Origin of the sequence: Cohnella zeiphila (genome assembly GCF_014212055.1) — a bacterium.
GTDB lineage: Bacteria > Bacillota > Bacilli > Paenibacillales > Paenibacillaceae > Cohnella > Cohnella zeiphila.
The window spans coordinates 74,847-97,452 of record NZ_JACJVO010000051.1 but is presented as its reverse complement, the minus strand read 5'-3'; the positions used below and the strand labels follow the sequence as shown (position 1 = coordinate 97,452).

Annotated in this window: 17 protein-coding genes; all 17 read left to right on the top strand. The window is 64.0% G+C overall.

Translation table 11 applies throughout. The annotated features are described in order from the left end of the window. Positions 1 to 13: 13 nt before the first annotated feature. The 17 genes from H7C18_RS32345 to H7C18_RS32265 all read left to right on the top strand — a co-directional run bounded on the left by H7C18_RS32345 (position 14) and on the right by H7C18_RS32265 (position 22,605). On the top strand, positions 14 to 2,248 hold the full coding sequence (locus H7C18_RS32345; protein ID WP_185133262.1) for an ATP-binding protein: 2,235 nt from the start codon (positions 14 to 16) through the stop codon (positions 2,246 to 2,248). 113 nt (positions 2,249 to 2,361) lie between these two features. Next, the gene (locus H7C18_RS32340; RefSeq protein ID WP_337914027.1) at positions 2,362 to 2,940 is read left to right on the top strand and encodes a Pvc16 family protein; all 579 of its coding nucleotides are present in this window, start codon (positions 2,362 to 2,364) and stop codon (positions 2,938 to 2,940) included. Between the two features lie 2 nt (positions 2,941 to 2,942). After that, entirely contained in the window at positions 2,943 to 3,749 is an 807-nt protein-coding gene (locus tag H7C18_RS32335) for a hypothetical protein (RefSeq protein ID WP_185133260.1), read from the top strand. 228 nt (positions 3,750 to 3,977) lie between these two features. Continuing rightward, a complete protein-coding gene (locus H7C18_RS32330; RefSeq protein WP_185133259.1) occupies positions 3,978 to 5,690 on the top strand; it encodes a phage tail sheath C-terminal domain-containing protein in 1,713 nt (570 codons plus the stop codon). An 82-nt stretch (positions 5,691 to 5,772) separates the two neighbouring features. After that, positions 5,773 to 6,207, top strand: coding sequence for a phage tail protein (locus tag H7C18_RS32325; RefSeq protein ID WP_185133258.1), 435 nt, complete (start codon positions 5,773 to 5,775; stop codon positions 6,205 to 6,207). A gap of 117 nt (positions 6,208 to 6,324) precedes the next feature. After that, positions 6,325 to 6,705, top strand: coding sequence for a phage tail assembly protein (locus H7C18_RS32320; RefSeq protein ID WP_185133257.1), 381 nt, complete (start codon positions 6,325 to 6,327; stop codon positions 6,703 to 6,705). Continuing rightward, positions 6,636 to 6,902, top strand: a complete 267-nt coding sequence (locus tag H7C18_RS35900) for a DUF6760 family protein (RefSeq protein ID WP_337914021.1) — start codon at positions 6,636 to 6,638, stop codon at positions 6,900 to 6,902. The genes H7C18_RS32320 and H7C18_RS35900 overlap by 70 nt, the downstream gene beginning before the upstream one ends. A 9-nt stretch (positions 6,903 to 6,911) precedes the next feature. Further along, the gene (locus H7C18_RS32310; protein WP_185133255.1) at positions 6,912 to 7,373 is read left to right on the top strand and encodes a phage tail protein; all 462 of its coding nucleotides are present in this window, start codon (positions 6,912 to 6,914) and stop codon (positions 7,371 to 7,373) included. Positions 7,374 to 7,387: 14 nt separating this feature from the next. Then, a complete protein-coding gene (locus tag H7C18_RS32305) occupies positions 7,388 to 11,977 on the top strand; it encodes a hypothetical protein (RefSeq protein WP_185133254.1) in 4,590 nt (1,529 codons plus the stop codon). A 19-nt stretch (positions 11,978 to 11,996) separates the two neighbouring features. Further along, entirely contained in the window at positions 11,997 to 12,656 is a 660-nt protein-coding gene (locus H7C18_RS32300) for a CIS tube protein (protein ID WP_185133253.1), read from the top strand. 12 nt (positions 12,657 to 12,668) lie between these two features. After that, positions 12,669 to 13,760 carry a contractile injection system protein, VgrG/Pvc8 family gene (locus tag H7C18_RS32295; protein WP_185133252.1) on the top strand — a complete coding sequence of 364 codons (1,092 nt, stop codon included), beginning with the start codon at positions 12,669 to 12,671 and terminating at the stop codon, positions 13,758 to 13,760. Continuing rightward, the gene (locus tag H7C18_RS32290) at positions 13,757 to 14,485 is read left to right on the top strand and encodes a phage baseplate assembly protein V (protein ID WP_185133251.1); all 729 of its coding nucleotides are present in this window, start codon (positions 13,757 to 13,759) and stop codon (positions 14,483 to 14,485) included. The genes H7C18_RS32295 and H7C18_RS32290 overlap by 4 nt, the downstream gene beginning before the upstream one ends. Before the next feature lie 34 nt (positions 14,486 to 14,519). Further along, the gene (locus H7C18_RS32285; protein WP_185133250.1) at positions 14,520 to 14,921 is read left to right on the top strand and encodes a GPW/gp25 family protein; all 402 of its coding nucleotides are present in this window, start codon (positions 14,520 to 14,522) and stop codon (positions 14,919 to 14,921) included. A gap of 18 nt (positions 14,922 to 14,939) precedes the next feature. Further along, on the top strand, positions 14,940 to 18,026 hold the full coding sequence (locus H7C18_RS32280; protein ID WP_185133249.1) for a baseplate J/gp47 family protein: 3,087 nt from the start codon (positions 14,940 to 14,942) through the stop codon (positions 18,024 to 18,026). A 38-nt stretch (positions 18,027 to 18,064) separates the two neighbouring features. Further along, a complete protein-coding gene (locus H7C18_RS32275; protein WP_185133248.1) occupies positions 18,065 to 18,229 on the top strand; it encodes a hypothetical protein in 165 nt (54 codons plus the stop codon). Between the two features lie 25 nt (positions 18,230 to 18,254). After that, positions 18,255 to 20,462: a putative baseplate assembly protein gene (locus H7C18_RS32270; RefSeq protein ID WP_185133247.1), complete on the top strand. Its 2,208-nt coding sequence runs from the start codon at positions 18,255 to 18,257 to the stop codon at positions 20,460 to 20,462. 37 nt (positions 20,463 to 20,499) lie between these two features. After that, positions 20,500 to 22,605 carry a phage tail protein gene (locus H7C18_RS32265; RefSeq protein ID WP_185133246.1) on the top strand — a complete coding sequence of 702 codons (2,106 nt, stop codon included), beginning with the start codon at positions 20,500 to 20,502 and terminating at the stop codon, positions 22,603 to 22,605. Position 22,606 lies beyond the last annotated feature (1 nt).

Here is a 22,606-nt window from a genome sequence, read left to right as displayed (position 1 = left end):
GAGGAACAAACCGATGATGGAGACGAGCGCGCCGTACCGGGACGGCATCGATCACTTGCAGGCGGAGCTGGAATGGCTGGATGCCGGGCTGCAAGCGCTGCTCGATTCTTCCGGCGGCGATCCGCTGAACGACCCCCTGGCCGCGATGCGCGGGCTGGTCGTGACGGAAGAGGAGCTGCGCGAGGACGACCGGGAGCCGTTCGAGGCTTCGCCGGAGTGGCGGGCGTTCGCGGAGTTCCGCCGCCGGAAGGAGCGGGAGATCGCCCGGGACGTGAGAGCGAGCCTGCAAGCCGGTGCGGAACTGCCCCTCGCCCGGCTGGCGTTCGAATTGCGGCTGTCCGTCTGGGAATGCCGCTGCCTGGTGCTCGTTCTGGCCTCGGAGTGGGATCGCAAATACGAGAAATGGTTCGGTTATTTGAACGACGACGCGACTTGCCGGACGGCCACGCCGGACTTGGCGCTGCGGCTCTTGTGCGACAACGAATCGGAGCGGCAGATCGGCCGCGAGTGTCTGGCCAGCGGCGCGCTGCGCAAGCTGCTGCTGGAGTCCGAGGCGGATGACGCGCCGCTGGCAGGCATAAGGCTTAAGGCTCCGCTGCGGCTGGAGCCGCGAACGGCGAGTTACTTGCTGGGAACCGAGCGGATGGACGCGAGGCTGGAGGGGATGGCGACGGCTTACGACGAACCGCCCGCAGAGGTCGCCGGTCTGATCCCCGAGGATACGGATCCGGCCTGGCGTCTTTTGGCGCCGCTCGCGGAGCGGCCGGAGCAGGTTGCGGCCGTTCGGCCGTTCGTTCACCTGTGGGGTCCGGACGGCGACGGTCAACTGCTGCGGCTGCGGAAGCTGGCTGCCTTGCGCGGCCAGCGCTTGCTTGCGGTCGAAGCGGGCGCGCTGCCCCGCGAGCCGGACCGGCTGCGGACGGCGCTGGCGCGCATCGTCCGCGAAGCGGCGCTGACCGGCGCGGCGCTTGCGTTCGCGGAAGGAGCCGATGCCGAGGCGGAGGCGTGGGCCGCGCGGCGAAGCGAATTCGCGGCGGCGATCCGCCGCTATGCGGAACTCGTTCGCCGGCCGCTGGTCGGCTGGACGGGCCCGGTCCGGCGCGGGCGGCCGGAGCTGCCGGCGCCGGAGGGTGCGGTGCTGCGGGAGGCGGAAGTCGGCGTGCCGTCCGCGGCCGTCCGCGCCGCCGTCTGGGAGGCGGAAGCGCGCCGTGCCGCCGGAGGCGCGGATATGCCGGAAGCGGCTAATCTTCCGGATTTGGCGCGGGAGCTCGGCGACAAGTACCGCTTTACGCCCGGGCAGATCCGGCAGGCGTGGCGGCAGGCTGCGGCGCTGGCCTCCGCCCGCGGAGAGAGCGCGCCGCGCCGGGAAGACCTGGAGGCGGCGTCGCGCCGCCAGTTCCGCCACCGGCTGAGCCAGCTCGCCGACCGGATCGTGCCGGTCCGCGCGTGGAGCGATCTCGTTCTGCCGGAGGAGCCGCTGGCGCTGCTTCGCGAGGCGTGCCACCGTTTCTCGCATCGCGAGACGGTGCTCTCCCGCTGGGGCTTCGGCCGGAAGCTGCCCTACGGCACCGGCGTTCACCTGCTGCTGGCCGGACCGCCCGGCACCGGCAAAACGATGGCGGCCGAGATCATCGCCGGCGAGCTCGGACTGGAGCTTTACCGCATCGACCTCTCCCGCATCGTCAGCAAGTACATCGGCGAGACCGAGCAGCGGCTGCGCGAGCTGTTCGACGAGGCCGAGCAGAGCGGCGCGATCCTGTTCTTCGACGAAGGCGACGCGCTGTTCGGCAAGCGGACCGAAGTCAAGGACGCGCACGACCGCTACGCCAACATGGAAGCGGCCTATCTGCTTCAGCGCATCGAAGCGTACGACGGCGTCACCGTGCTGGCGACCAACCTGATGCAGAACTTGGACGAAGCGCTGCTCAGACGGATGAGCGTCGTGGTCAAATTTCCGTTCCCGGACGCGGCCGACCGGGAACGCATTTTCCGGGCCCACCTGCCTCCCGAAGCCCCGCTCGCGGAAGACGTGGACCTCTCGTTTCTGGCGGCCCGCCTCGACGTCTCCGGCGGGCATATCAAAAACATCGTGCTGGCCGCGGCGTTCCTGGCGGCGGCGGAAGGCATGCCGATCGGCATGCCGCATCTAGTGCGGGCGGCCCGCCAGGAGCTGCGAAAAATGGGCAAAATTTTGATCAAGGAGGCTTTTGCCCCATATTCCGACAATTTTTACGAAACTATCGGATAGTCAACCGGGAGCGATCACGATATAATAGATAAGGCCGTGTTAAAACATGGACATTTAACCAAAATGATGTCGCTTGATGTCGCCGGATTCACTTCGGTTAGGAGGGGGTTTCCATCGGAGGGTATACCGCCATCGCGGACGCGGGAGCCAGCCTGCTCAAGCTGCTCCGCGAAAACATGACGCCGGATCCGATTCCCCGTCCCGATCTGATCGGAATCGCTTCACCGGCGGATAAAGGCGATCTTGCTCTTTCTCTGTACCTATGCGCCGTCCGGGAGAACGGCGACGCGAGGCGCAACGAGATGCAGCTGCAGGGAGGCGTGATGCGGTATCCGCCGCTCACGGTCGACTTGCATTACTTGCTGACGCCGCATTCCACCGCGGATCTGCAGACGAGAGCGCTGGACGAGCATAGGCTGCTGGGGCGGGCGGCGCAGGTGCTTTACGACCATTCGATCGTTCGTTCGCCTTATTTGGAAGGCACGCTGGCCGAGAACGAAGAGGAACTCCGGATTACGTCGGTCGGCCTGGAGCCGGATCAGATTACGCGGTACTGGTCGTTCGGCGATTTGCCGTACAAGCTCTCGCTCGTCTACCGGGTCGGTCCGGTCCTGCTGGAATCGAATCGCGTAAAGCCCACTTCCCGCGTCGTCGAGCGCAGGATCAAGCTGCAAGAGAAAGAAGGCGGCTGACGATGGCGCGAGCCGAATCGCTCTCCGTTACCCGATGCTCCTTGGTCGTAAGAGCCATCGACGCCTGGACGGGGCGTCCGGTGACCGGCTCGGGCATTCAGGTGTTTTTGGACGGAATCGGAAGCAAGCCGGTCCGTACGTCGGACGGCAGCTTCGCTTTTCTCGACGTCGGCCGGCCGTCATGCGAGCTGGTCGTCTCGTCCTCTACATATTTGGAAGAACGCGTCGCCGTCGATTGGGCGGCGCTGCCGGCCGCTTCCCCGGTCGTTGTCGTGAGCCTGCTTCCGGGCCGGCTCTACCCCGTTCCGCCTGCCGGGTCGGGGGTGGAACTGACGGTGCGGGATTCGTCCGGCAAGCCGCTGGCCGGCGTATCGGTCGCGGCGCTCGTCGACGACGAAGCGGCGGTGCGCGGCCGGTTGGCCGATGACCGGGCCGTCGCGGGGGCAACGTCGCTGCGCTATGTACCGGGAGCCGTTCGGCTTCAGGAGGGCGACGTCGTCGCGCTGCGGGAACGGGAAGGCACTCCGGCGGAATGGTGCCGGATCCGGTCGGCGGACGCCGCCGAATGCGTGCTGGAGCTCTCCGCTCCGCTGACGCGATCCTGGAAGCGCGGCACCCGTCTGCTTCCCGCCGCATCGACCCGCAGCGACGCCGACGGGACGGTCGTCGTGCCGTTTCGGGGACGCTTGCCCCAATCGTGCGAGGCGGAAGCGCAGATGGTCCTGAACGGGCGGCTCGTCGGCGCGAGATGGCCGGCGGGAGGCGGCAAGGTGACGAAGCTGCCTCCGGTCGTCTGGTCGGAAGATTAGCCAGGGTATGGCGTTGATAAAGCTGCCGCTCGTTCGGAACGGCGGACGGAACCGCACGAGCCCGCAAGGCTCCCGCGAATTGCGCTCCGCGGCTTCACGGAAGGCGCGAGATCGACGATAGATATTCATAGAACCTTAATTTCAGAGAGGAGGAACTGGTTTTTCCGGGATTCGCGCAAGTGAGCACCAACCGTTCTAAACAAGAATCCAAGGGAGTGACCGGGGAACATGGCAGATTACTTGTCGCCAGGCGTTTATGTGGAAGAGTTTGATAGCGGTGCGCAGCCGCTCGAAGGCGTCAGCACCAGCACGGCGGGCTTTATCGGGCTGGCGCAGCGGGGGCCTACCTGCGGGCTGCCGCTGCTCGTGACGAGCCCGGCGGATTTCCATCGCACGTTCGGCTCCTACTTGTCCGAGAGCGCGTTCGGCAGCTACCGTTTCTTGTCTTATGCCGTCGAGCAATTTTTCACCAACGGAGGATCCCGCTGCTATGTCATGCGCGTGGCTCCGTCCGACGCCAAACCGGCCTCCAATGAAGGCCGAGTCTCCGAGGCGCTGTCGATCGCGGCGAAAAACCCGGGTCAATGGGGCAACCTCGTCAACGTTACGCTGTCCCCGGCAAGCAAGGCCAAGACGCAAATTTACGAAGTGACCGACAAGCGCTACCGCGTCAAGAACGCGACCGGCTTCTACGCGGGCGACGTCGTCTCCTTCAACGACGGAAGCGGCGAGCTGCAATGGAACCGGATCGTCAGCGTTCAGGATAACGTCATCGAGCTGGCCGAAGCGCTGGAAGGCGACGTCGTCGATACGGCGCTGCTGCCTTCCAAAGTGCTGGCGACGAGCGAATTCACGCTGCAGGTCGTATTCGCGGACGAGTTGGAAGTGTTCGAGAAAGTTTCGCTCAATCCGGAAGCTCCCACCTATGTCGACAAGGTAGCCGGACGCTCCAATCTGGTAGACGTGCGGGCTCTGACCGCCACGACGGATTCGGAAGCTCCGTTCGCGACCGTAACGGGCGAGACCGAAGGCCGCGTATCGTTCGTGCTGTCCGGAGGCAGCGACGGCTCGGTCGAGAATCTCGCGGCTTCCGATTTCATCGGCGAAGACCGCGGTCCGGGCCGGCGCACGGGCATTCAAGCGTTCATTGACAACGACGTCGTCAGCATCATGGCGATTCCGGGCGTGACCGACGCCAACGTGCAGCTGTCTCTCGTCGCCCACTGCGAGAATCTGGGCAGCCGCTTCGCCATTCTCGACATTCCGCGCGAGAAGACGAAAGTGGCGGACGTGCTCACGCATCGCGATCTGTTCGATTCCAGCTACGCCGCTCTGTACAATCCGTGGCTGTCCGTGTTCGATCCGCTGGACAAGCGCAATATTTTCGTTCCGCCGTCCGGTACGATGGCCGGCATCTATTCGCGTTCCGACACGACCCGCGGCGTTCAGAAGGCGCCTGCCAACGAAGTGCTGCGCGGCGTCGTCGGCCTCGACGTTCAGTATAACAAGGGCGAGCAGGACATTCTCAATCCCGCCGGCGTCAACCTGATCCGTTCGTTCACCGGCCAAGGCATCCGCGTCTGGGGAGCGCGCACCGTCTCCTCGAACGGGCTCTGGAAGTATATCAACGTTCGCCGTCTGTTTATTTTCCTCGAAGAATCGATCAAGACCGGCACCAACTGGGTCGTGTTCGAACCGAACAACGACCAGCTGTGGGCTCGCGTCCAACGCACGATCGACGCCTTCCTGACCCGCGTCTGGCGGGCCGGCGCGCTGATGGGCAACAGCCCGTCCGAAGCGTTCTATATCGATATCGGCCGCACGACGATGACCCAGGACGACATCGACAACGGGCGCCTCATCTGCGTCATCGGCGTCGCGCCGGTGAAGCCGGCCGAATTCGTCATCTTCCGCATCACGCAGAAGACCGGAACCGAATAATCCGCGGGCGCGGTTAAGGCTGTACCATATCTGACGGCGGCCGCAGGGCGGCGCCTTCGAATTCGAATGGAAGGGGATATCCATGACGGCAGAACGCACGGATCCGTACCGCAATTTTAGATTCAGAGTAGAGATCGAGGGGCTTCAACAAGCCGGTTTCAGCGAGGTCAGCGGCTTCGACGCTTCCTTCGACGTCATTCAATACCGCGAGGGCAACGAAGCCATTACGACCCGCAAGCTTCCGGGACTCGCCCGTTATGGCAACATCAGCCTGAAGTGGGGCGCGACCGATTCCATCGAGCTGTGGGAATGGATTCAGGATTGCGTGAACGGCACCGTGGAGCGCAAGACGGTGACGATCATCGCGATCGACGAAGAAGGCGGAGACGTCGCCACGTGGCAAGTGATCGAATCGTGGCCGGTGCGCTATACGGCGCCGAACTTCAACGGCCAAGGCTCGGAAGTGGCGATCGAGCTGCTCGAGCTGGCGCACGAAGGCATGACGCGCACGCAATAACGAACCATTCGTCCCGCTTAAGGGGCGGCGAGAGGCTGTCCTAAGGGATTTTTTCCACTTGAGGCACAGCCTCCTTTGCTTGTACGATGGTAGACGGAAAAGGAAGGAGAAATGCGCATGGCTTTTCAGACGGAGTACGAGTTTGAGCTTCCGCGCGGTTACGTCGACGATCAAGGCACCCTGCACAAGCGCGGCGTCATGCGTCTGGCCACGGCGGCGGACGAGATACTGCCGATGCGGGATCCGCGGGTGCAGCAGAATGCGGGCTATTTGACCGTGATTTTGCTGTCTCGGGTCGTCATTCGGCTGGGAGACGTTCGTCACGTCGACACGAAGGTGATCGAGAAGCTGTTTACGGCGGATCTGGCCTATCTTCAGAACCTGTACCGGCATATCAACGAGATGGAAGCGCCGAAGCTCCATACCGCATGTCCCAAATGCGATCACGAGTTCGAGGTGGAAGTCGATTTTTTATCCGTAACGGAGGGCCTCTCGTAGCGTATCCGCTCGATCGGATCTACGAGGAAGTCGGCTTCATCGCCTATTATTTTCATTGGCCCCACGACGAGATCATGAATATGGATCATCGCGAGCGCCGCAGATGGTGCGAAGAAATCTCGCGAATGAACCGCAAGCTGAACGAAGAGTCGGATCGGCCGGGCGGCAACCCGTTCGATGTTTTCGGAAAGAGGTGACGATGCCGAATGTCCGACAACGCCGGGGATTACGTAGAGGCGTACGGCTCTTTCCGGTTCCTCGTCGAGCTGGAGGGCGTGGCTGTCGCGGGTTTTTCCGAGGTGCAGGGACTGGAAGCGGAGACGGAGATGGAGGAGTACCGCGAAGGCGGCGTCAACGATCACGTCCATCTGCTGCCCAGAGGGATCAAGCACCCGCGAATCGTGCTTCGAAGGGGGATCACCACTTCGCCCGCGCTGTGGGAATGGTACGACAACTACGCACAAGGGTCGAACCCGCGCGCAAGGAAAGACGGCTCTATCATTTTGTACAAGCGCGACGGCGAAGAGCTCTGCCGCTGGAATTTTTTCAAAGCTTATCCGGTCAAGTGGAGCGGTCCCAGCCTGAACGCCATGTCAAGCGACACGGCGATCGAATCGGTGGAACTGGTGCACGGCGGCCTCAAAACGATCTTTAGCCGCAATTCGTGAAAGGAGAGCCCCGCATGAAGCCGAAAGGAGGAAGCGTACGCGCAGCGGTTCGCGCGATGACGAGGCACGAGTTTTTCGCCTCGGGCATTCTGGATAAGTACGCTCCGGTCCGGCGGTCTTCCGAGCGAGGCTCGCCCCTGGTCTTTCGCAAGGCGGAAAACGCGAAGCGATCCAAAGCGCCGGGAGCTTCCGTTATTCACGTTCGCTTGACTCCCTCGGCAGCGCCCGGCATTCGCGAACGGCTCCGGGAGACGGAGCGGGTCGTGGAGAAGCTTCGCGTGATCGAGCGTGAGAAGGTTGTGGAGAAGGAACGGGTCGTCGTTCGCCATGTGTTGCCCGTTCGGGAAGCCGATCGAATCGTTCGCGAGCAGCGGCTGCTGCGGGAGAAAGCCTTGACGGTTCCTCCGCCGGTTCAAATTGGGCGAAATCCGGCTGGCGGAGTCGAAGCCGATGGGCGCGCGAATTCCGGTCTGGCCGGAGATATGCCGTTGGGCCATGCGGCTTCCGCAACCGGGAAGGCCCCCCCGGACGGCGGACGAAAAGCAGGCTCAGGCAAGAAATTGGCGGCAAGAGCGGAAGCGAACCGGAGAGCGATCGGCTCGCCGTCAGGCCGGCAGCCGGATCGTGAACGGCAATCGTCGAATCAGATTCCGGAATCGGATCGCGTGAGTCAGCGGGGTTCCGACGAGGCCGGTCCGGCGGCAACCGGCGAAGGGATCGCGGAGCAAGCGCCGGACGCTGCGGGTCTTTCCGGTCCGTGGAGCGGAACCGCCGGCACCGAAGAGGGCGCATCCAATGCTTCCGGCGGCCATGGCAAAGGAGCGTCAGCGACGGATGCTGCACGCAGCGGCGGGGTTCAAAAGGCGCCGGCCACGGCCGCGCTCCGGTATCGGGACTCCTGGCCTTTGACCGCCAGGAGGAAAATGACGGGTACGCTCGTGCCGGCACGGACAGACGGTCCTTCTTCGGCAAGCATCTTCCCGAGGAAGGCTGCCGTCAGCCTGAAGCGCGCGGCGTTCGAAGGAGCGTTGATCGTGCATCGGCAAGGCTCGGGGCGATCCATGCCGCCGTCCGCTTCCTCGCCGGCCGGCATTTCAGCTTCCTCCTCTTCGCAGCCTTCCCGATCGCGGTCGGACGTCTCTCCGCCCGCGGGCGAACGCACCCGGCGGTTCAGGGCAGAGCCGGGAATCGCATCGACCGGCGCTTCCCGGGAGCAGTCGGCCGCGGGCGGTATCGCTTCTCCGCAGACTCCAGCAAGTTCGGCGCCGGGCACTGCGGTCGCGGGAACGGGGGAAGGAACGCTGCAAGCGGGGCGTGAGGGGCGCGGAGATCGCAAATCCGTGCCGAATCCGTCTACGGATGCAAACGAGGAGGCGGATCCGGGCGATACGGGGCAGGGCGGTCCCGCTCCCGGTTCGAACAGGACCGGGAACACGGGGGCTCCGACTGCTTCGGAGTCCGTTCACCCGATCTCCGCTCCGCCGTTGCCGGGATCGGACAACGAGCTGCCGGCCTCGAAGGCGGAAAGGAAAGAGGGACGCCGGACGCGCGAAGCAGCGGCTGGACCTTCGGATTCCGCGAGTCCGGCCGGATCGGGGCATGAAACGGAAGGAACTGTCGAATCGTTCTCGGTTGATGGCATGTCGGGCGCAGCGTTTGTTTCGGAAGAGCTTGTGTCGGCACAGGACCCGAAAGGGAGAGCAGAACCCGAGGTTAGCTCGCATGAAGAGCTCTCGAAGACGGCCGCTCTCGGAGAAGACACGAGCTCAATCGATGGAATCGGCGGCTACCCGTCCCCGATCAAAGGGAGGTTCGTGCGGGCAACCGGTCCGCGTCCGGACGGCGGTTTGCCTTCCGTTTACTGGCTGCTTTCGGCGGAACGGTTGGCATCGAAGCCGAACCGCATCGTCTCGATCCCGTCTCCCCTGCGTTTGATCGATCGCTTGGCACGCCATGGCGGAACGGGCGGCCTTCGCGCTCCCGGTCCTGATCTGGCGGACGGCACGCCTCGATTCGGATACGGCACGTCCGGCTTGGCGGCGGTCGATCACCCGCCGGTGAGGGCGCCGTCCCGCAGCGCTCCGGCGGCGGAAATGCCGGAGGCCGGTCAAGACACGAACAGCAACGGCAAGCCTCGGGTTGGTCTAGGCCCGGGCGTCGGACCGGATGCCGGGAGCGCAGGCAGAGAACCGTCGCTTGTTCACCGGACCGAGCAGCCCTCCGCTTCGCCTTCCGCAGCCGCCAAGTCCGACATCGAGGTGCGTCAGGGCACAAGTGAGGGCGGGCGAAACACAAAAAGCGCTTTGCAGGCGGAGACGGCAGCGGGAAGGCAAGCGGCCGTTTCCTCGCAGCCGGACATAGCGGCAGTGCCGACAGTCGAAGCGACCGGTCCTAACCGTGTTGCGGGCGCAGGACAGAGTGCTGCCGCCGGCGGACCTAACGCTGCGGAAGCGGCGGAAGCGACGGAAGCGACTGCCGGAGAACGGAAAGGCGCGGCCGGTCCGCATGCGGCTGCCGGGGATAAGGCCCCGAGCGCCCCAGACGCGCAGATGACAAATGGGGCGCTCCAAAGCGCCTCCGTTTCAACGCCGGTCGTCCAATCGCGTCTTTTGGCGAAAAACGGCGCCGATGCGGCGGCGGCACCGGGAGTTACCGGCGAGGGAGACCCGGACATAGAAGCAATCGTACATAAGGCAACCGGCGCAGGAACGCTCGCCGACCGGAATCGCTTGTCCCGGCTCGCATTCGCCAACTGGCTGAGCCGTCGGAGCTTGGGCCCGGTCCGGATCGGCAGCCGATTCACCCGGGCGGAGCGGCCGTTTGACGCTCCGGAGACGGAGGATTCGGCCGGAGCCGATAAGGAACGTCCTCGGACTCGGGCCATCGTCGCAAAACCCGGAGCTTCGACCAAGGGCGGTCCGCTTCTGGCGCACCGGAAGCCGACCGGCAGCGGCGGCCGTGCCGCCCCGGGAGGCGCAAGCCTGATCCGGCAGACGTCGACGAACGGCGGAACTGCGCCGTCCGCGACGATGACGGGAAGGTCCGAACGGACGGCTTCCGCATTGAAAAATTCGGAACGGCCGTTCGCGATGCCCGTTCGACTCGACGGTTCGGATGCACAGTCGACTCGGCGCGACGGTTCGAACGCAGCATGGGTTCCGTTCGACGGATCGAGCGCGGTTCCGGTCCGACTTGATGGTTCAGGCGCAACGCCGGATCGCTCCGCGCGTTCGGCGGACTTGCCGCGACTGATTCATCCGGCAACCGGAGCGATAGCGGCGAGTCCCTCCAACCAAGGAGCGGGGGAGACGGCTGCCGGACCGCTTGCGGGAAGTAGCCGAGAGGCCACTCCTTCGCCGACTGGCGAAGCGAACTCTTTCGCCTCTCCGGCAACGCGCGAGACGGCAGCCATGAGTTCTCCGTTTGGTATATACACGGAAGATGCGGCTTCGGACAAGCAGCAAACGTCCATTATAGACGAGGCGAATGTTGACGAAGGGACCGTACAGACGGCTCGCGGCGTTTATGTTCCGACGGCTTCGCCGAACGAAAGGTCTTATCCGCTCCTCGCGCGCCTTATTCCCGGCGGGCAGGCTCGCTTCCGTTCGCCGGGCGGCCCCGATGCTCGCACGCCGGCCGCGGCAGGAGCTCGAAACGCGGGCCCGCGCAGCCGGCATGCCGGGCAACCGCTAATGGGTCATGCGCAGAGCGTCGGCTCGCGCGGGAAGCAAACCGGGCAGCCTCCGATGGGGCATTCGCCGGTAGGCCGGACTTTTCCGGTCCGTTCCGGACCTGCCGACCGGACCGAAATCGTGCAGGCACGCTTTGCGCCGCCACAGACTAAGCAGCAGGCGCTGAGAGCGTTCCGCATTCCGTCCGACTTCGCATCGCCGATCGCCGACCCGTCGACATCCCTCGCCTCGAGCGTAGCGGCCCCCGGCGCAGTCCCGCGCCTGACGGCCGCAGCATCGCCGATTCCCTTCGGCGGAGCTGGACACTCGCCGGGCGAACGAGCCCTGGCGTTGACGGAGCCGCTGCGCCCGGCCGCGGCCGGCTTGACGGCGGCACTGCCGCGGAGCTCGCCGCTCGCCGCTAGCGCTGCCGCTTGGCCTGGCGCGGAGACGCCCGCGCATGCCGCCGCCCTAGCAGCGACGACGCCGGGCCTTGCCGGCCCGTCTCCGCTTCGGCTCGCCGCCGCCCGCTCGCCCGGCGCCGGCATCGGTCCCGCGGCCGCGAGGCACCGCCGCCTCGCGGCTCCGGCCGCCGGCTCTCCGCCGCAGGCCTCCGCCCGGTCGAACCCGGCGGCTCCGGCCGACGCCGGACCGAGGCTCGCCTTGCTCGCGCCGACGCCGCGGGCTTCGCTTGCGCAGCCATCCCGCTCGCCGGCTCCGGCCGAGCTGGAGATGCGCCGCCAGGAGCGGCAGGCGCCCGTCGCCGCGCCGAAACAGGAAGTCGTCGTCGAGGCTCCCCGGGAGATCGACGAGGAGCAGTTGAAGGCGGCGCTGAGCAAAATGCCGGAGCTGAGGCCGGACAAACTGGCCGATCAGGTGTATAAGGCGCTGATGAAGCGCATGAAGTTCGAGCAGCGGCTGCGCGGCTATTGATGAAGGAGAGAAGCGAGCGATGGAACCGGCCAAAGCGATCATCGAAGTGAGCCGCTCGTCGGAGCCGAAGACGATCAAGGTGCTTTTCAACCCGAACGAGTACAACTTGCAGTCCGGCAGCACGTATTCGTGGAAGACGATTCCCGGCTTGCAGTCTCCGATCGCCCAATTCGTGAGCGGAGAAGCGGCGACGCTGTCGATGGAGCTTTTTTTCGATACCTACGAACGGCTTCCGGACGAGAATGATTCCACCGAATACGATACCCGCGACGTACGCCGGTTTACCGACCAGATCGTGGGGTTGACCGAGGTGGACAACGACCTGCACGCTCCGCCGATGTGCCGCTTCATCTGGGGGAAGCTCGATTTCGGCGGCGTCGTGGAGAAAGTGTCGCAGCGGTATACGATGTTTCTCGACTCCGGTATTCCGGTGCGGGCGACGCTGAACGTCACGTTCCGGAAGGTGCTCGGAATGACCGAGCAGTTCCAGGAGACGCCCCGCCAGTCGGCCGACCGGACGAAGCAGAAGACGCTGAAGCAGGGCGAGCATCTGTGGATGATCGCGGCGGAAGAGTACGAGAATCCGGGGATGTGGCGTCCGATCGCGGAAGCGAACGGCATCGACAATCCGCGCCGGCTGGCGACCGGTCGCAAGCTGATCATTCCCAGGCTGGAGTAAGGAGGAAAGGGCGTGAATCTCGACACCCAGACGTATACGTTCGGAGATTTGGAGACGAAGTACGGAAACTTCTTCGCGCCCGCCTTCGAGATCTCGATCGACGAGCAGAAGCTTCATCTCCAGGGCGTCGCCGTCTCCAGCGTAACCGTCGAGATGACGACCGAACCGCGAGCGGACAACTGCCGTTTTCGGATCGAGAACGCCTATAACGCCGTCAGCCGGGAATTCCAATGGGTCGGGTCGCTGATTGACGTCGGCAAATCGATCGTCGTCAAGATGGGATACAAGGACAAGCTGGAAACGATGTTCGACGGCATCATTACCGGCGTCACGCTCGATTATCCCAGCGGAAGCCAGCCGACGGTCGGCGTCACTTGCATGGACCGGTCGATGCTGATGATGCGCAGCGTCCAATCGAACGTTTGGCACGACAAGAAAGTAAGCGACGTGGTGAAGGAAATCGGCTCCAAGTACGGCTTTCAAATGCAGGTAACCGATACGACGGACACGCTGAAGACGATCGAGCAGTTTCAGAAGAGCGACTTTCATTTCTTGCGCAAGCAGGCGGAGAACGAGTTCTTCGAGTTTTTCGTGCTGGGTCAGACGCTCTATTTCCGCAAGCCGGATGCGGTGGTCAGCCCCGTGCTGACGCTGATGTACGGCAAAAACCTGTCCAGCTACACGGCGGAGGTGGACATCTCCAAGCAAGTGAGCCAGATCGTCGTCCGGGGCTACGACCCGAAGACGCGCGAACCGGTCGAAGGCAAATCCGGCCAGGTCGATCTCATCGGCACGAACGGACGAGCGGGCGCGGACATTATGAACACGTTGTCGAAGCATATGATCGAATACGTGTACGAGAACTCCACGACGCAGCTGGAAGCGAAGGAACTGGCGGACGCCAAGCTGAAGGAGCGCTCGATGGATCTGGTGACCGGCCAAGGCGAATGCATCGGGATCCCGGAGATGCGGGCGGGCCGCTTCGTCAAGCTTGAAGGACTCGGGCCCAAATTCAACCAGCCGATGCTGATCGGCGGCGCCACGCATACGATTGACGGCAGCGGCTACGCCACCAGCTTCACCGTAAAGGGGAACGCGATATGAACCTCGGCGCCTTCGATTGGCACGAGCAAGGAAGAGGAAGCGATTCGGAAGGCATCGTTCGCGGCGTCATGATCGCGACCGTTACCAACAACAGCGATCCGGACAATCTGGGCCGGGTCAAGCTCAAATTCCCGATCCGCGAGAACGAGCACGAGACCGATTGGGCGCCGATCGTCTCGCTGATGACAGGCTCCAATATGGGAACGCTGTTCATTCCCGAAGTGGGGGACGAAGTGCTGGTCGCTTTTCACCTCGGATATCTGGATCAGCCTTTCGTGATCGGAGGCTTGTGGAACCAGAACAAGAAGCCTCCGGCCAAGCACGAGAAGAACGATATCCGTAAAGTTCGCACGAGAGCGGGACACGAGCTGATTTTTCAGGACACGGATTCCGACGGCAAAATTACGCTTAAGACGAATGCCGGCCTCAAGCTGGACATCTCGGAAAAGGACGATTCCGTCACGCTCGCGACGAAGAACGCCCAGCAGTCCGTCACCCTCACGGGAGGCAGTAAGAATTCGATCGAGATCAAGGCGGGCACGAGCAAGATTACGCTTAATAACCAGGGACAGATCACGATCGAGTCAAGCAATTCGGTCCAGGTCAAAGGGACGCAAATCAGTCTCGAGGCGCAGGCGCAGATGTCGTTGAAGGCCGCAGCGTCGCTCGATCTTAAATCGGACGGAATCGTCACCATCAAAGGCTCGTTGGTCAAGATCAATTGACCGATCATTCATGCGGCGGAAGGAGAAGTGGCGGATGAGCGCTCCGTTTCTGGGAAGAGGCTGGAAGTTTCCGGTCCAGGTTGACGCCACGACCGGCCGCATGCTCATGTCCGAAGGCGAAGACGATATCGCGGAGGCGATTCGGGTCATCCTGCTGACTTCCCGGGGCGAACGGGTGATGAGACCGGATTTCGGCTCGGGCCTAAGGGATTTCGTCTTCCGGACCATGGACGGCACGACGCTGACGATGCTGCAGAGCGATCTGAAGCGGGCGATCACGGTGTGGGAGCCGCGGGTAAGGGACGTCGAAGTGCAGGCGACGGTTGAGCCTTCGAGGCCCGGCCAGCTGCAAATCCGCATTCAGTACGTCGTTCGCTCGACGAACAACCTTTTTAACCAGGTGTACCCTTTCTATTTGGACGAAGGCACGAAATAAACGGGAGAGACAAGCGCTATGAAATCAGGAGTCTGGCAAGGCGGAGCTCACCTGCCTCCGGCGATCGACGGGAGGGACCTCGCCGCGCTCGCCTTGCAGATGAAGGCGATGGTGCCTCATTATACGCCGGAATGGCGGTTCTCTCCGGACGATCCGGACGCGGGAACGGCGCTTTTTTTCCTGGTGGCGGAGATGCTTCAGGACAACCTCAAAAGGCTCAACCGGGCTCCGCTCGCCAACCTGATCGCGTTTCTCGACATGCTTCAGGTGCGGCTTCGGCCGGCCCGGCCGGCGCGGGCTACGATGGTGTTCTCCTTAAGCGACGGAGCGGCCGAACCGGTCTATATTCCGCGGGGAACGAGGCTGACGGCCGGCGCGCCGGACGGAGGGGAAGACGTGCCGTTCGAGACGGACGCGCCGGTGCTCGTGACGCCCGCGAGGCTGCTCGACTGGGTCAACGTTCATCCGGACCGGGATCGGATCGTCTGGATGGCGGACGACTGCGAGACGATGACGCTGTCGGGCGAGAAGGTCGAACCGCCGCTTTATGGGGTGGACGGAGCCGATTTGCAGGAGCATGTCCTCTACATCCGTCATGACGAGTTATTTTTCCTGGACCGGCCGGCGAGCGTAACCCTGACGTGGCACAACGCCGAGCGGCGCTATGCGGAGGAGGAACTGGCCAAGTCGATGGCCCGGACCGACTGGCTCGAATGGGCGTGGTTCGGGAAGGACGGCTGGGTTCCGTTCGAGCGGGTGACGGCGGAACGGCAGGAGATCACGTTGTGGAAAAGAAAGCCGGGACCGCTCCTGCGCACGGAAGTGAACGGTTCGGAGGGGTACTGGATCCGCTGCCGCGTCAAGCCGGATCCGGCCGGAGACGCGGCTTCCCCCGCGCTGACGGCCATTCCGGAGCTGGATCGGGTATCTCTGCGAGCCGCTCACGACAGCGAACGGGACCCTGACGGCATTCTGCCGTCGGCTCTCTTCTTTAACGATCTGGAGCTGGATTCGTCCGGGTTCCACCCGTTCGGAGAACATTTCGTCCCTTATTCGGTTTTTCATATTGCCTGTCCCGAAGCGTTCACCAAGAAAGGCAGCAGGCTGAGGCTGTCCTTCCTCGCCCGCAACGGAAGGAACCCGCTGCGCAACGCGCCGGACCCCGAGATTCGCTGGAAAATGATCATGCGCACGGCCGACTTCGAACCGAAGCCGCCCCAGCGGATCGCGATCCGCCGCGTTCAATGGGAGTACTGGAACGGAGAAGCTTGGGTCCGCGTTCCGGAGAGCGGGATGTACGAGAAGATGTTCGCGGAGCTTCCTGAGGAAGAAGCTTCGCCGCGGTTCGTCGAGTTCCCGTGTCCCGAAGATTGGGCGCCGACGTACGTGAACGGCAGCGAAGATCTGTGGCTGCGCGTTCGCGTGCTCGCGACGGACCCGATCACCGAACCGATGGTCGAATACTTGTCTCCTTGGCTGGAAAATCCCAATCTCACGTACCGCTACCCGACGGACGTCCGCCTGCAGCCTTGGGAGGCCTGGGCGCGCAACAACGCGCAATGGGCCGACAGGACGGCTACGGTACGCCAAGGGGGACCGGCGTTCAAAGCGTTCGTTCCGATCGACTGCGCGGCGCCGGCGGCGTATTGGGGATTCAATCTGCCGCCGGTCAAAGGACCGATCCGCCTTCACTACGCGCTCGGACGGAGAACGCCGGCCGACGGCGAGCCTCCCTGGATCGAATGGGAAGCGCTCGTTAAGGAGCCCGGCGGCTGGCGGTGGACGCCGCTCAAAGTCGGCGACGAGACGAACGGCTTCACGCAATCCGGCTCGGTTCAATTCGCCGGTCCGCCGGGGCTTGCGCCGGCGCCGCTTTTCGGGCGGGAGCGGGTATGGCTGCGCTCGGTCAATCGCGACGGGCGTTACGGCGACCGCAGCTCGGTTCTGCCGACCGTGCGGCGGCTGGACCGGAACGCCGTTCCGGCCGTGCAGCGCAGCACGATCCGGGACGAGCTGCCGGAGGAGACGAGAGAAGGCTACCTTCTCTCGCGCGCGCCGGTCATCTCCCAGGAAGTTTGGGTGGACGAGACCGGCTACCTCGGAGAGCAGGCGCTGGCGGAGATGGACGAAGACCGCTACGAGGCGGTACGCGACAGCGAGGGCAGGATCGGCCGGCTATGGGTCCTCTGGGACGAGGCGGAGTCGCTCGTCGGAACGGGTGGAGGAGACCGCCTCTACACCATTGACGCCGCGACCGGGCTTATCCGGTTCGGGGACGGCAGCCGCGGTATGGCTCCGCCGAATCGGGGAGCGGGAAAAGTCCGGGTCACTTACCAGGTGACGGAAGGCGCCCGCGGCAACGTCGGCAGCGGCGACATCGCAGATTTGCTGCAGTCGATCGCCTTCGTCGGGGGCGTCTACAATCCGGATCCCGCCGTCGGCGGCGGGAATGCGGAACGGCTGGAGCAGGCGCTGCGGCGAGGCCCGCAGCAGCTGAGGCACCAAGGGCGGGCGGTATCGGCTTCGGACGTGGAATGGATCGTGCGCGAGGCCGATCCGTCGGTCGCCAAGGTCCGCTGCCTGCCGAACCGGAACGCGAGGCTGGAGCCGGAGACGGGAGCGGTGGCGGTCGTGGCGCTTCCCGATGGCGGGCGCGAAGGAATGGCCCACTTTCCGGAGAGCAAGCGGAAAATCGAGCGGGCTCTTCGGGACAAGGCGCCGAACCTGGTCGGGCGAACGGGCAAGCTGGCGGTGCTGGCGCCGGCGCTGCTGGAGGTATCGGTCATCGCGACCGTCACCGTCTCCGCCGCCGAATTCATCCTCCCCGCCGAGTCCGCGTGCCTGGCGAAGCTGGACACTTTCCTGGACACGATGAACGGCCAACTCGACGGCGAAGGCTGGGAGATCGGCGAGGCGGTACACGCTTCGGCGTTTTACGGACTGCTCCATTCGGTCCGCGGCGTTCAGACGGTCGAACCGCTTCATCTATCGGTCGTCTGCATCGAGAACGGAGAGGCGCGGGAGATTCCTCCCGAGAACATGACCCGCTACCCGCACGGCATCGTCGTGCCGGGCCGCCACAGCCTGACGGTAACGATGGCCTAGGGGATGGCTTGCTCGCGTGGCGATGGGCAGGCGGATCAGTGAGTAACCGCATTGCTCTCTTTGGCGGAGAACTGCTCGATGAGTCGAAAGTGAATAACCGCATTGCTCTCTTTGGCGTAGAACTGCTCGATGAGTCGAAAGTGAGTAGCCGGATTGCTCTCTTTGGCGGAGAATCGTTAGAAGCAATGAAAAAAGGCAATTAGGAAAAAAGAAAGGAGGCTGCCATCGATGCTTCCCCGTTTGTCGCTGGACGATCGGACGTACGAGAACATTCTGGAAGACGCGCGCCGGGGAATCCCGAAGCGGATGCCGGAATGGACCGACGAGAACGCGCACGATCCCGGAATGACCATGCTCGAGCTGTTCGCCTGGATGACCGAGATGCAGCAGTTCTACCTCAGCCGCATTCCGGACGCGAACCGGCGGAAGTTCCTCGATCTGCTCGGCTTCGCCCCGAAGGAAGCGGCCTCGGCCCGCGCCGAAGCTTCGTTCGGAGCGATCGCGGCGCCCGTGGCGCTGCCGAGAGGAACGAAGCTTAAGGCAAAAGGCGAGACGTTCGAGACGGAAGAGCAGGTCCGGCTCGTTCCGCTGTCGATCGAACGGGTCGTCACCCGGACCGAGCGGGAAGCGAGCGACATGACGGCCTCCAACGCTCAGGGCGACGTCTCGTATTACGCATTCGGCCGCGAGGCGGGGCGAGGCAGCCGCTTGTATATCGCGCTGGACCGCGAACCTTTGCTCGGACAGCTGGTAACCCTATCGGTTCAACTGGTCAACTCCGACAACTTGTTCGGAGACCGGGTCGTTCCGTCGGCGAAGGTCAGCTGGAAAGCTTACGGCCTCGACGAGAAAACGCAGCAGCCAGGCTGGCTCCCGTTGGAAACGTACGAGGATGCGACCGTCCACCTGACTTACAGCGGGCGCATTACGTTTTTCTTCGAATCCCAGCTGCTGCCGGTCATCGTTCATCCGGCCAACGACCGTCCGCGCTACTGGATCTGCTGCACCTTGGAGGAGCCGGGCTACGAATTTCCGCCGCGCATCGACCGGCTTCTGCTTAACACGGCGATGGCCGAGCACCGCGACACCAAAAGCGAGACGCTTGACTTCAACGGTCCGGGACTGTCCCGTTGGCGGTTGGAGGCGGACAGCTACCTCGGGCGCTACGGGGACCTGCGCGTGCAGGTTCGGGAGGAAGACGGCCGTTGGCGGGAATGGCGGCAAGTAGCCGGCTTCGACGGCGCCGGTCCGGAAGACCGCTGCTTCACGGTAGAGACGCGCGCCGACGGCGCCCGGGCGGTCCGCTTCGGCGACGGGGTGCGCGGCTTGGCGCCTCCCGCGGGCAAGGGCAATGTCAGGCGGATTCATTCGGATAAAACGTTCGGCGGGCAGAGATGGCTCGGCCGCAGCAACGGACTCCCGAACCAACGGTTCGAGCTGTTCGACCTCGCGGTCCGGCGGCGGGAGGAACTCCGGCTGCAGGTCGGAGAGCCCGGAGAGAAGCCGGGGGAGTGGCTTTGGGAGGACTGGCTGCCGGTGGAAAGCTTCGACCGGTCCGGACCGCTCGACCGCCATTTCGTCTACGACCGCGAGAAAGGCGAGATTCGCTTCGGGAACGACGAGAACGGCGCGATCCCTTCCGTCTGCGCGGAACCGAACATCTGCATTACGGTATGCGTGCTTGGCGGCGGGGAGCGGGGCAACATTCAACCGCATCTGCTGACGCATTGGGTTCTGCCCGAGCAGAGAGCGCTCGGCCTCGCGGTCACCAATGCGGGCTACGGCTCCGGCGGGGAAGAAGCGGAGAGCCTGTCGGACTGCGTGGAGCGGCTTCAATTGGAGCTGAAGCGGCCATTCCGCGCGGTGACGGACGAGGATTACGCGAGCATCGCGAAGGAGACGCCAGGTCTCAAAGTGGCTCGCGTTCATGTCATTCCGGCTTACGCGCCCGGCCGCTCGGCGCCCTCGCCCGGAGCGGTGACGGTCGTCGTCGTGCCGGATAACGACCAGAAGACGCCGATGCCGAGCGAAGGCTACCTGCGAACGATCGCGGGGCATCTTGACGATCGGAGGCTGGTGACGACGGAAGTGCACGTCATCGCACCCGAATACGTCGAGGTTACCGTCCATGCTACCGTAATCGTCGAGCCTTATTTTACGGAAGAGAACGAACGGATCGTCAAGGCGCTGGCGAACATGCTCCGGCCGCTCGGAGGAGAGAACGGAGGCTGGCCGTTCGGCCGGACGGTGCACCGGGGAGATGTGTACAGCGCCATCAGCCGGGTGAACGGAGTGGCATACGTCCAGGAGCTTTGGCTGGAAGCGGCCGGCCGCTACGCGCGCAAGAGCGCAAGCGGGGACGTGCTGCTGCCGCCGAACGGTCTCGTCTACTCGGGGGGCCACCGGGTCGAGCTGATCAGCCGGACGCAGGTGTAAGGACGGGCCGGAATCTTCGGCGAAAGGAGGGATGGGTTTGGAGAGCGGGGCGACGTTTTTCTCGCTGAATCGCAAAGAGCACTGGATCCGCCGGGGCTGGATGGGCAATCTGGATGCCGGTGAGGAAGACGTCCGGCTGCGAAGCGGCCGCAAATACGGCATTACGGACACGGTGAACCTGGAAGCGCTGGAGGGCGTCGGAGCGATCGCTTCCTTCGCCGTCGGCCCGTTCGGCCGGCTCGTGCTGCTGGACGACGGCGGCGATCTGTGGGTGTACGACCGGCGCGGACGGCATCACGAACGCCTCTTCGTCTCCCGTCACGGCATGTTCTCGGCGGCGTCGATGCTGGCCGTGTCGGGAGATACGCTGTTCGTCTCCGACCCGGAAGGCGAGCGGTCGCTTATCGCCTTCGACATGGCGAACGGACAAGCGAAGTGGAGCCGCTCCGGCCATGAGCTGGAAGGGATCCATTACCGGCCGCTGGCGTTGGCGGCCGACGAGCGCTACGTTTATGTTTTGACGCCGCGTTCGGAGGAGCAGGAATCGGAAGACGAGACGGCCGGAAAGATGCCGCTTGCGCTTATTCGCCTGACGCTGTCCGGCGCCGTCGATTCGGTGTTCGCCGACGGCCGCTTCTCGCTGCGGATTCAGACGGACGGCCCGAGCGGCCCGATCGCTCCGTTCCTCGCGGTGTCGAAGCAGGGCGACGCCTATATTTTCGACGGCGTCGGGCGAACGCTGTTCGCTTTCGGGCCGGATGGCGCGATGCATACCCGAATGATGCTGCCGCCGCTTTCTTTCGCCGGAATCGGGGTCGACAGCCGCCGTCAAATCTATGTCGGGGACTCCCGGGTCATCGGTCCGGAAGACGAGGACGACCGCTTCATTCTCCACTTCGGCGAGGACGGCGAGCTGGTCGGACGGGTTGCCGGGTTCCGGGGCAAAACCGACGGGCTGCTCATCGACGATACGGACAACATGTACATCCTTAGCGCGGAGAACCGCACCATTACCGTGCTCGATCTGCAGCCGCAAATGCTGAACTGGCCGGAGACCGGCGCCCCCGAAGGCGTATGGCTGTCCCGGGCGCTGGACAGCGCGGAGGCGGAGACGGTCTGGCACAAATTGACGCTGGACGCCGACGTGCCGGACGGCACGCAGCTGAGGATCCGTTACTTTGCGTCGGATTCGCCGGAGCTTGTTCTCAAGGGGGAGCTTCGCAACGTCAGCGATTGGATCCTGCGAAGCGATATTTCCTTCGAGGAAAAACGCTCCGCGCTGGCGCCCTATTGGTCGGAGCCGGTCGTCAATCCGCAGGACGCGCTGTTCTTCGGCGCCAAGGGACGTTATTTGTGGCTGCAGATCGAGTGGATCGGCAGCGAGCGCCTGACGCCGGCGCTTGCGCGAATGCGGGTTTATTTTCCGAGAGAATCGCCTCTCGCCTTCCTTCCCGCCGTTTATCAGGAAGAGCCTTCGAGCCGCGACTTTCTGGAACGGTACCTGTCGCTGTTCGCCACGCTGCTGGACAGCGTCGAGGAGCAGATCGACGCCATGCCGCGGCAATTCGACCGGGAACGGACAAGCGGCGGATCGCTGCGCTGGCTCGCGTCGTGGCTCGGCATGGAGATCGACGAGAGCTGGACGGACGAGTGGGTTCGGCGTTTTCTGCGCATCGCGCCGGAACTGTATCGGTACCGGGGCACCAAGCGGGGCATCGAAAAAGCGGTCGAGATTTGCACCGGAATGGTTCCGATCGTCGTCGAATCGTACCAGTACAAATCATTGCGCGACAAGGCGGAACTCCGGTGGCTGGTCGATCGGCTTTACGGGGACGATCCGTTCACCTTCACGGTTCTTCTGCATCGGGATCAGGCGCCGAGCGAGAAGGAGAAAGTGCTGCTTCGGCGGCTGATCGACGACTTCAAGCCCGCGCACACCGAAGCCAAGCTGGTCTGGCTCCAGCCGTGGATGTACCTGGATCTGCACACGTACCTCGGCATGAACACGGTGCTCGCGGAACCGTCGCTGTTCACTTTGCGGTCGGACCGGCTCATGCCGAACGATACGCTGCTCGTCGATCTCGACATGAACCGCAGGCTGGACTCGCATACGCGGCTGGAGATGGATTCCGAATTGGAATGAC

Excerpts from the sequence above, each read along its gene's own strand:
- H7C18_RS32335 (WP_185133260.1), top strand. The coding sequence starts at position 2,943 with ATGGCGCGAGCCGAATCGCTCTCCGTTACCCGATGCTCCTTGGTCGTA.
- H7C18_RS32325 (WP_185133258.1), top strand. The coding sequence starts at position 5,773 with ATGACGGCAGAACGCACGGATCCGTACCGCAATTTTAGATTCAGAGTA.
- H7C18_RS32310 (WP_185133255.1), top strand. The coding sequence starts at position 6,912 with ATGTCCGACAACGCCGGGGATTACGTAGAGGCGTACGGCTCTTTCCGG.
- H7C18_RS32345 (WP_185133262.1), top strand. The coding sequence starts at position 14 with ATGATGGAGACGAGCGCGCCGTACCGGGACGGCATCGATCACTTGCAG.
- H7C18_RS35900 (WP_337914021.1), top strand. The coding sequence starts at position 6,636 with ATGTCCCAAATGCGATCACGAGTTCGAGGTGGAAGTCGATTTTTTATC.
- H7C18_RS32280 (WP_185133249.1), top strand. The coding sequence starts at position 14,940 with ATGAAATCAGGAGTCTGGCAAGGCGGAGCTCACCTGCCTCCGGCGATC.
- H7C18_RS32300 (WP_185133253.1), top strand. The coding sequence starts at position 11,997 with ATGGAACCGGCCAAAGCGATCATCGAAGTGAGCCGCTCGTCGGAGCCG.
- H7C18_RS32270 (WP_185133247.1), top strand. The coding sequence starts at position 18,255 with ATGCTTCCCCGTTTGTCGCTGGACGATCGGACGTACGAGAACATTCTG.
- H7C18_RS32320 (WP_185133257.1), top strand. The coding sequence starts at position 6,325 with ATGGCTTTTCAGACGGAGTACGAGTTTGAGCTTCCGCGCGGTTACGTC.
- H7C18_RS32330 (WP_185133259.1), top strand. The coding sequence starts at position 3,978 with ATGGCAGATTACTTGTCGCCAGGCGTTTATGTGGAAGAGTTTGATAGC.
- H7C18_RS32285 (WP_185133250.1), top strand. The coding sequence starts at position 14,520 with ATGAGCGCTCCGTTTCTGGGAAGAGGCTGGAAGTTTCCGGTCCAGGTT.
- H7C18_RS32290 (WP_185133251.1), top strand. The coding sequence starts at position 13,757 with ATGAACCTCGGCGCCTTCGATTGGCACGAGCAAGGAAGAGGAAGCGAT.
- H7C18_RS32305 (WP_185133254.1), top strand. The coding sequence starts at position 7,388 with ATGAAGCCGAAAGGAGGAAGCGTACGCGCAGCGGTTCGCGCGATGACG.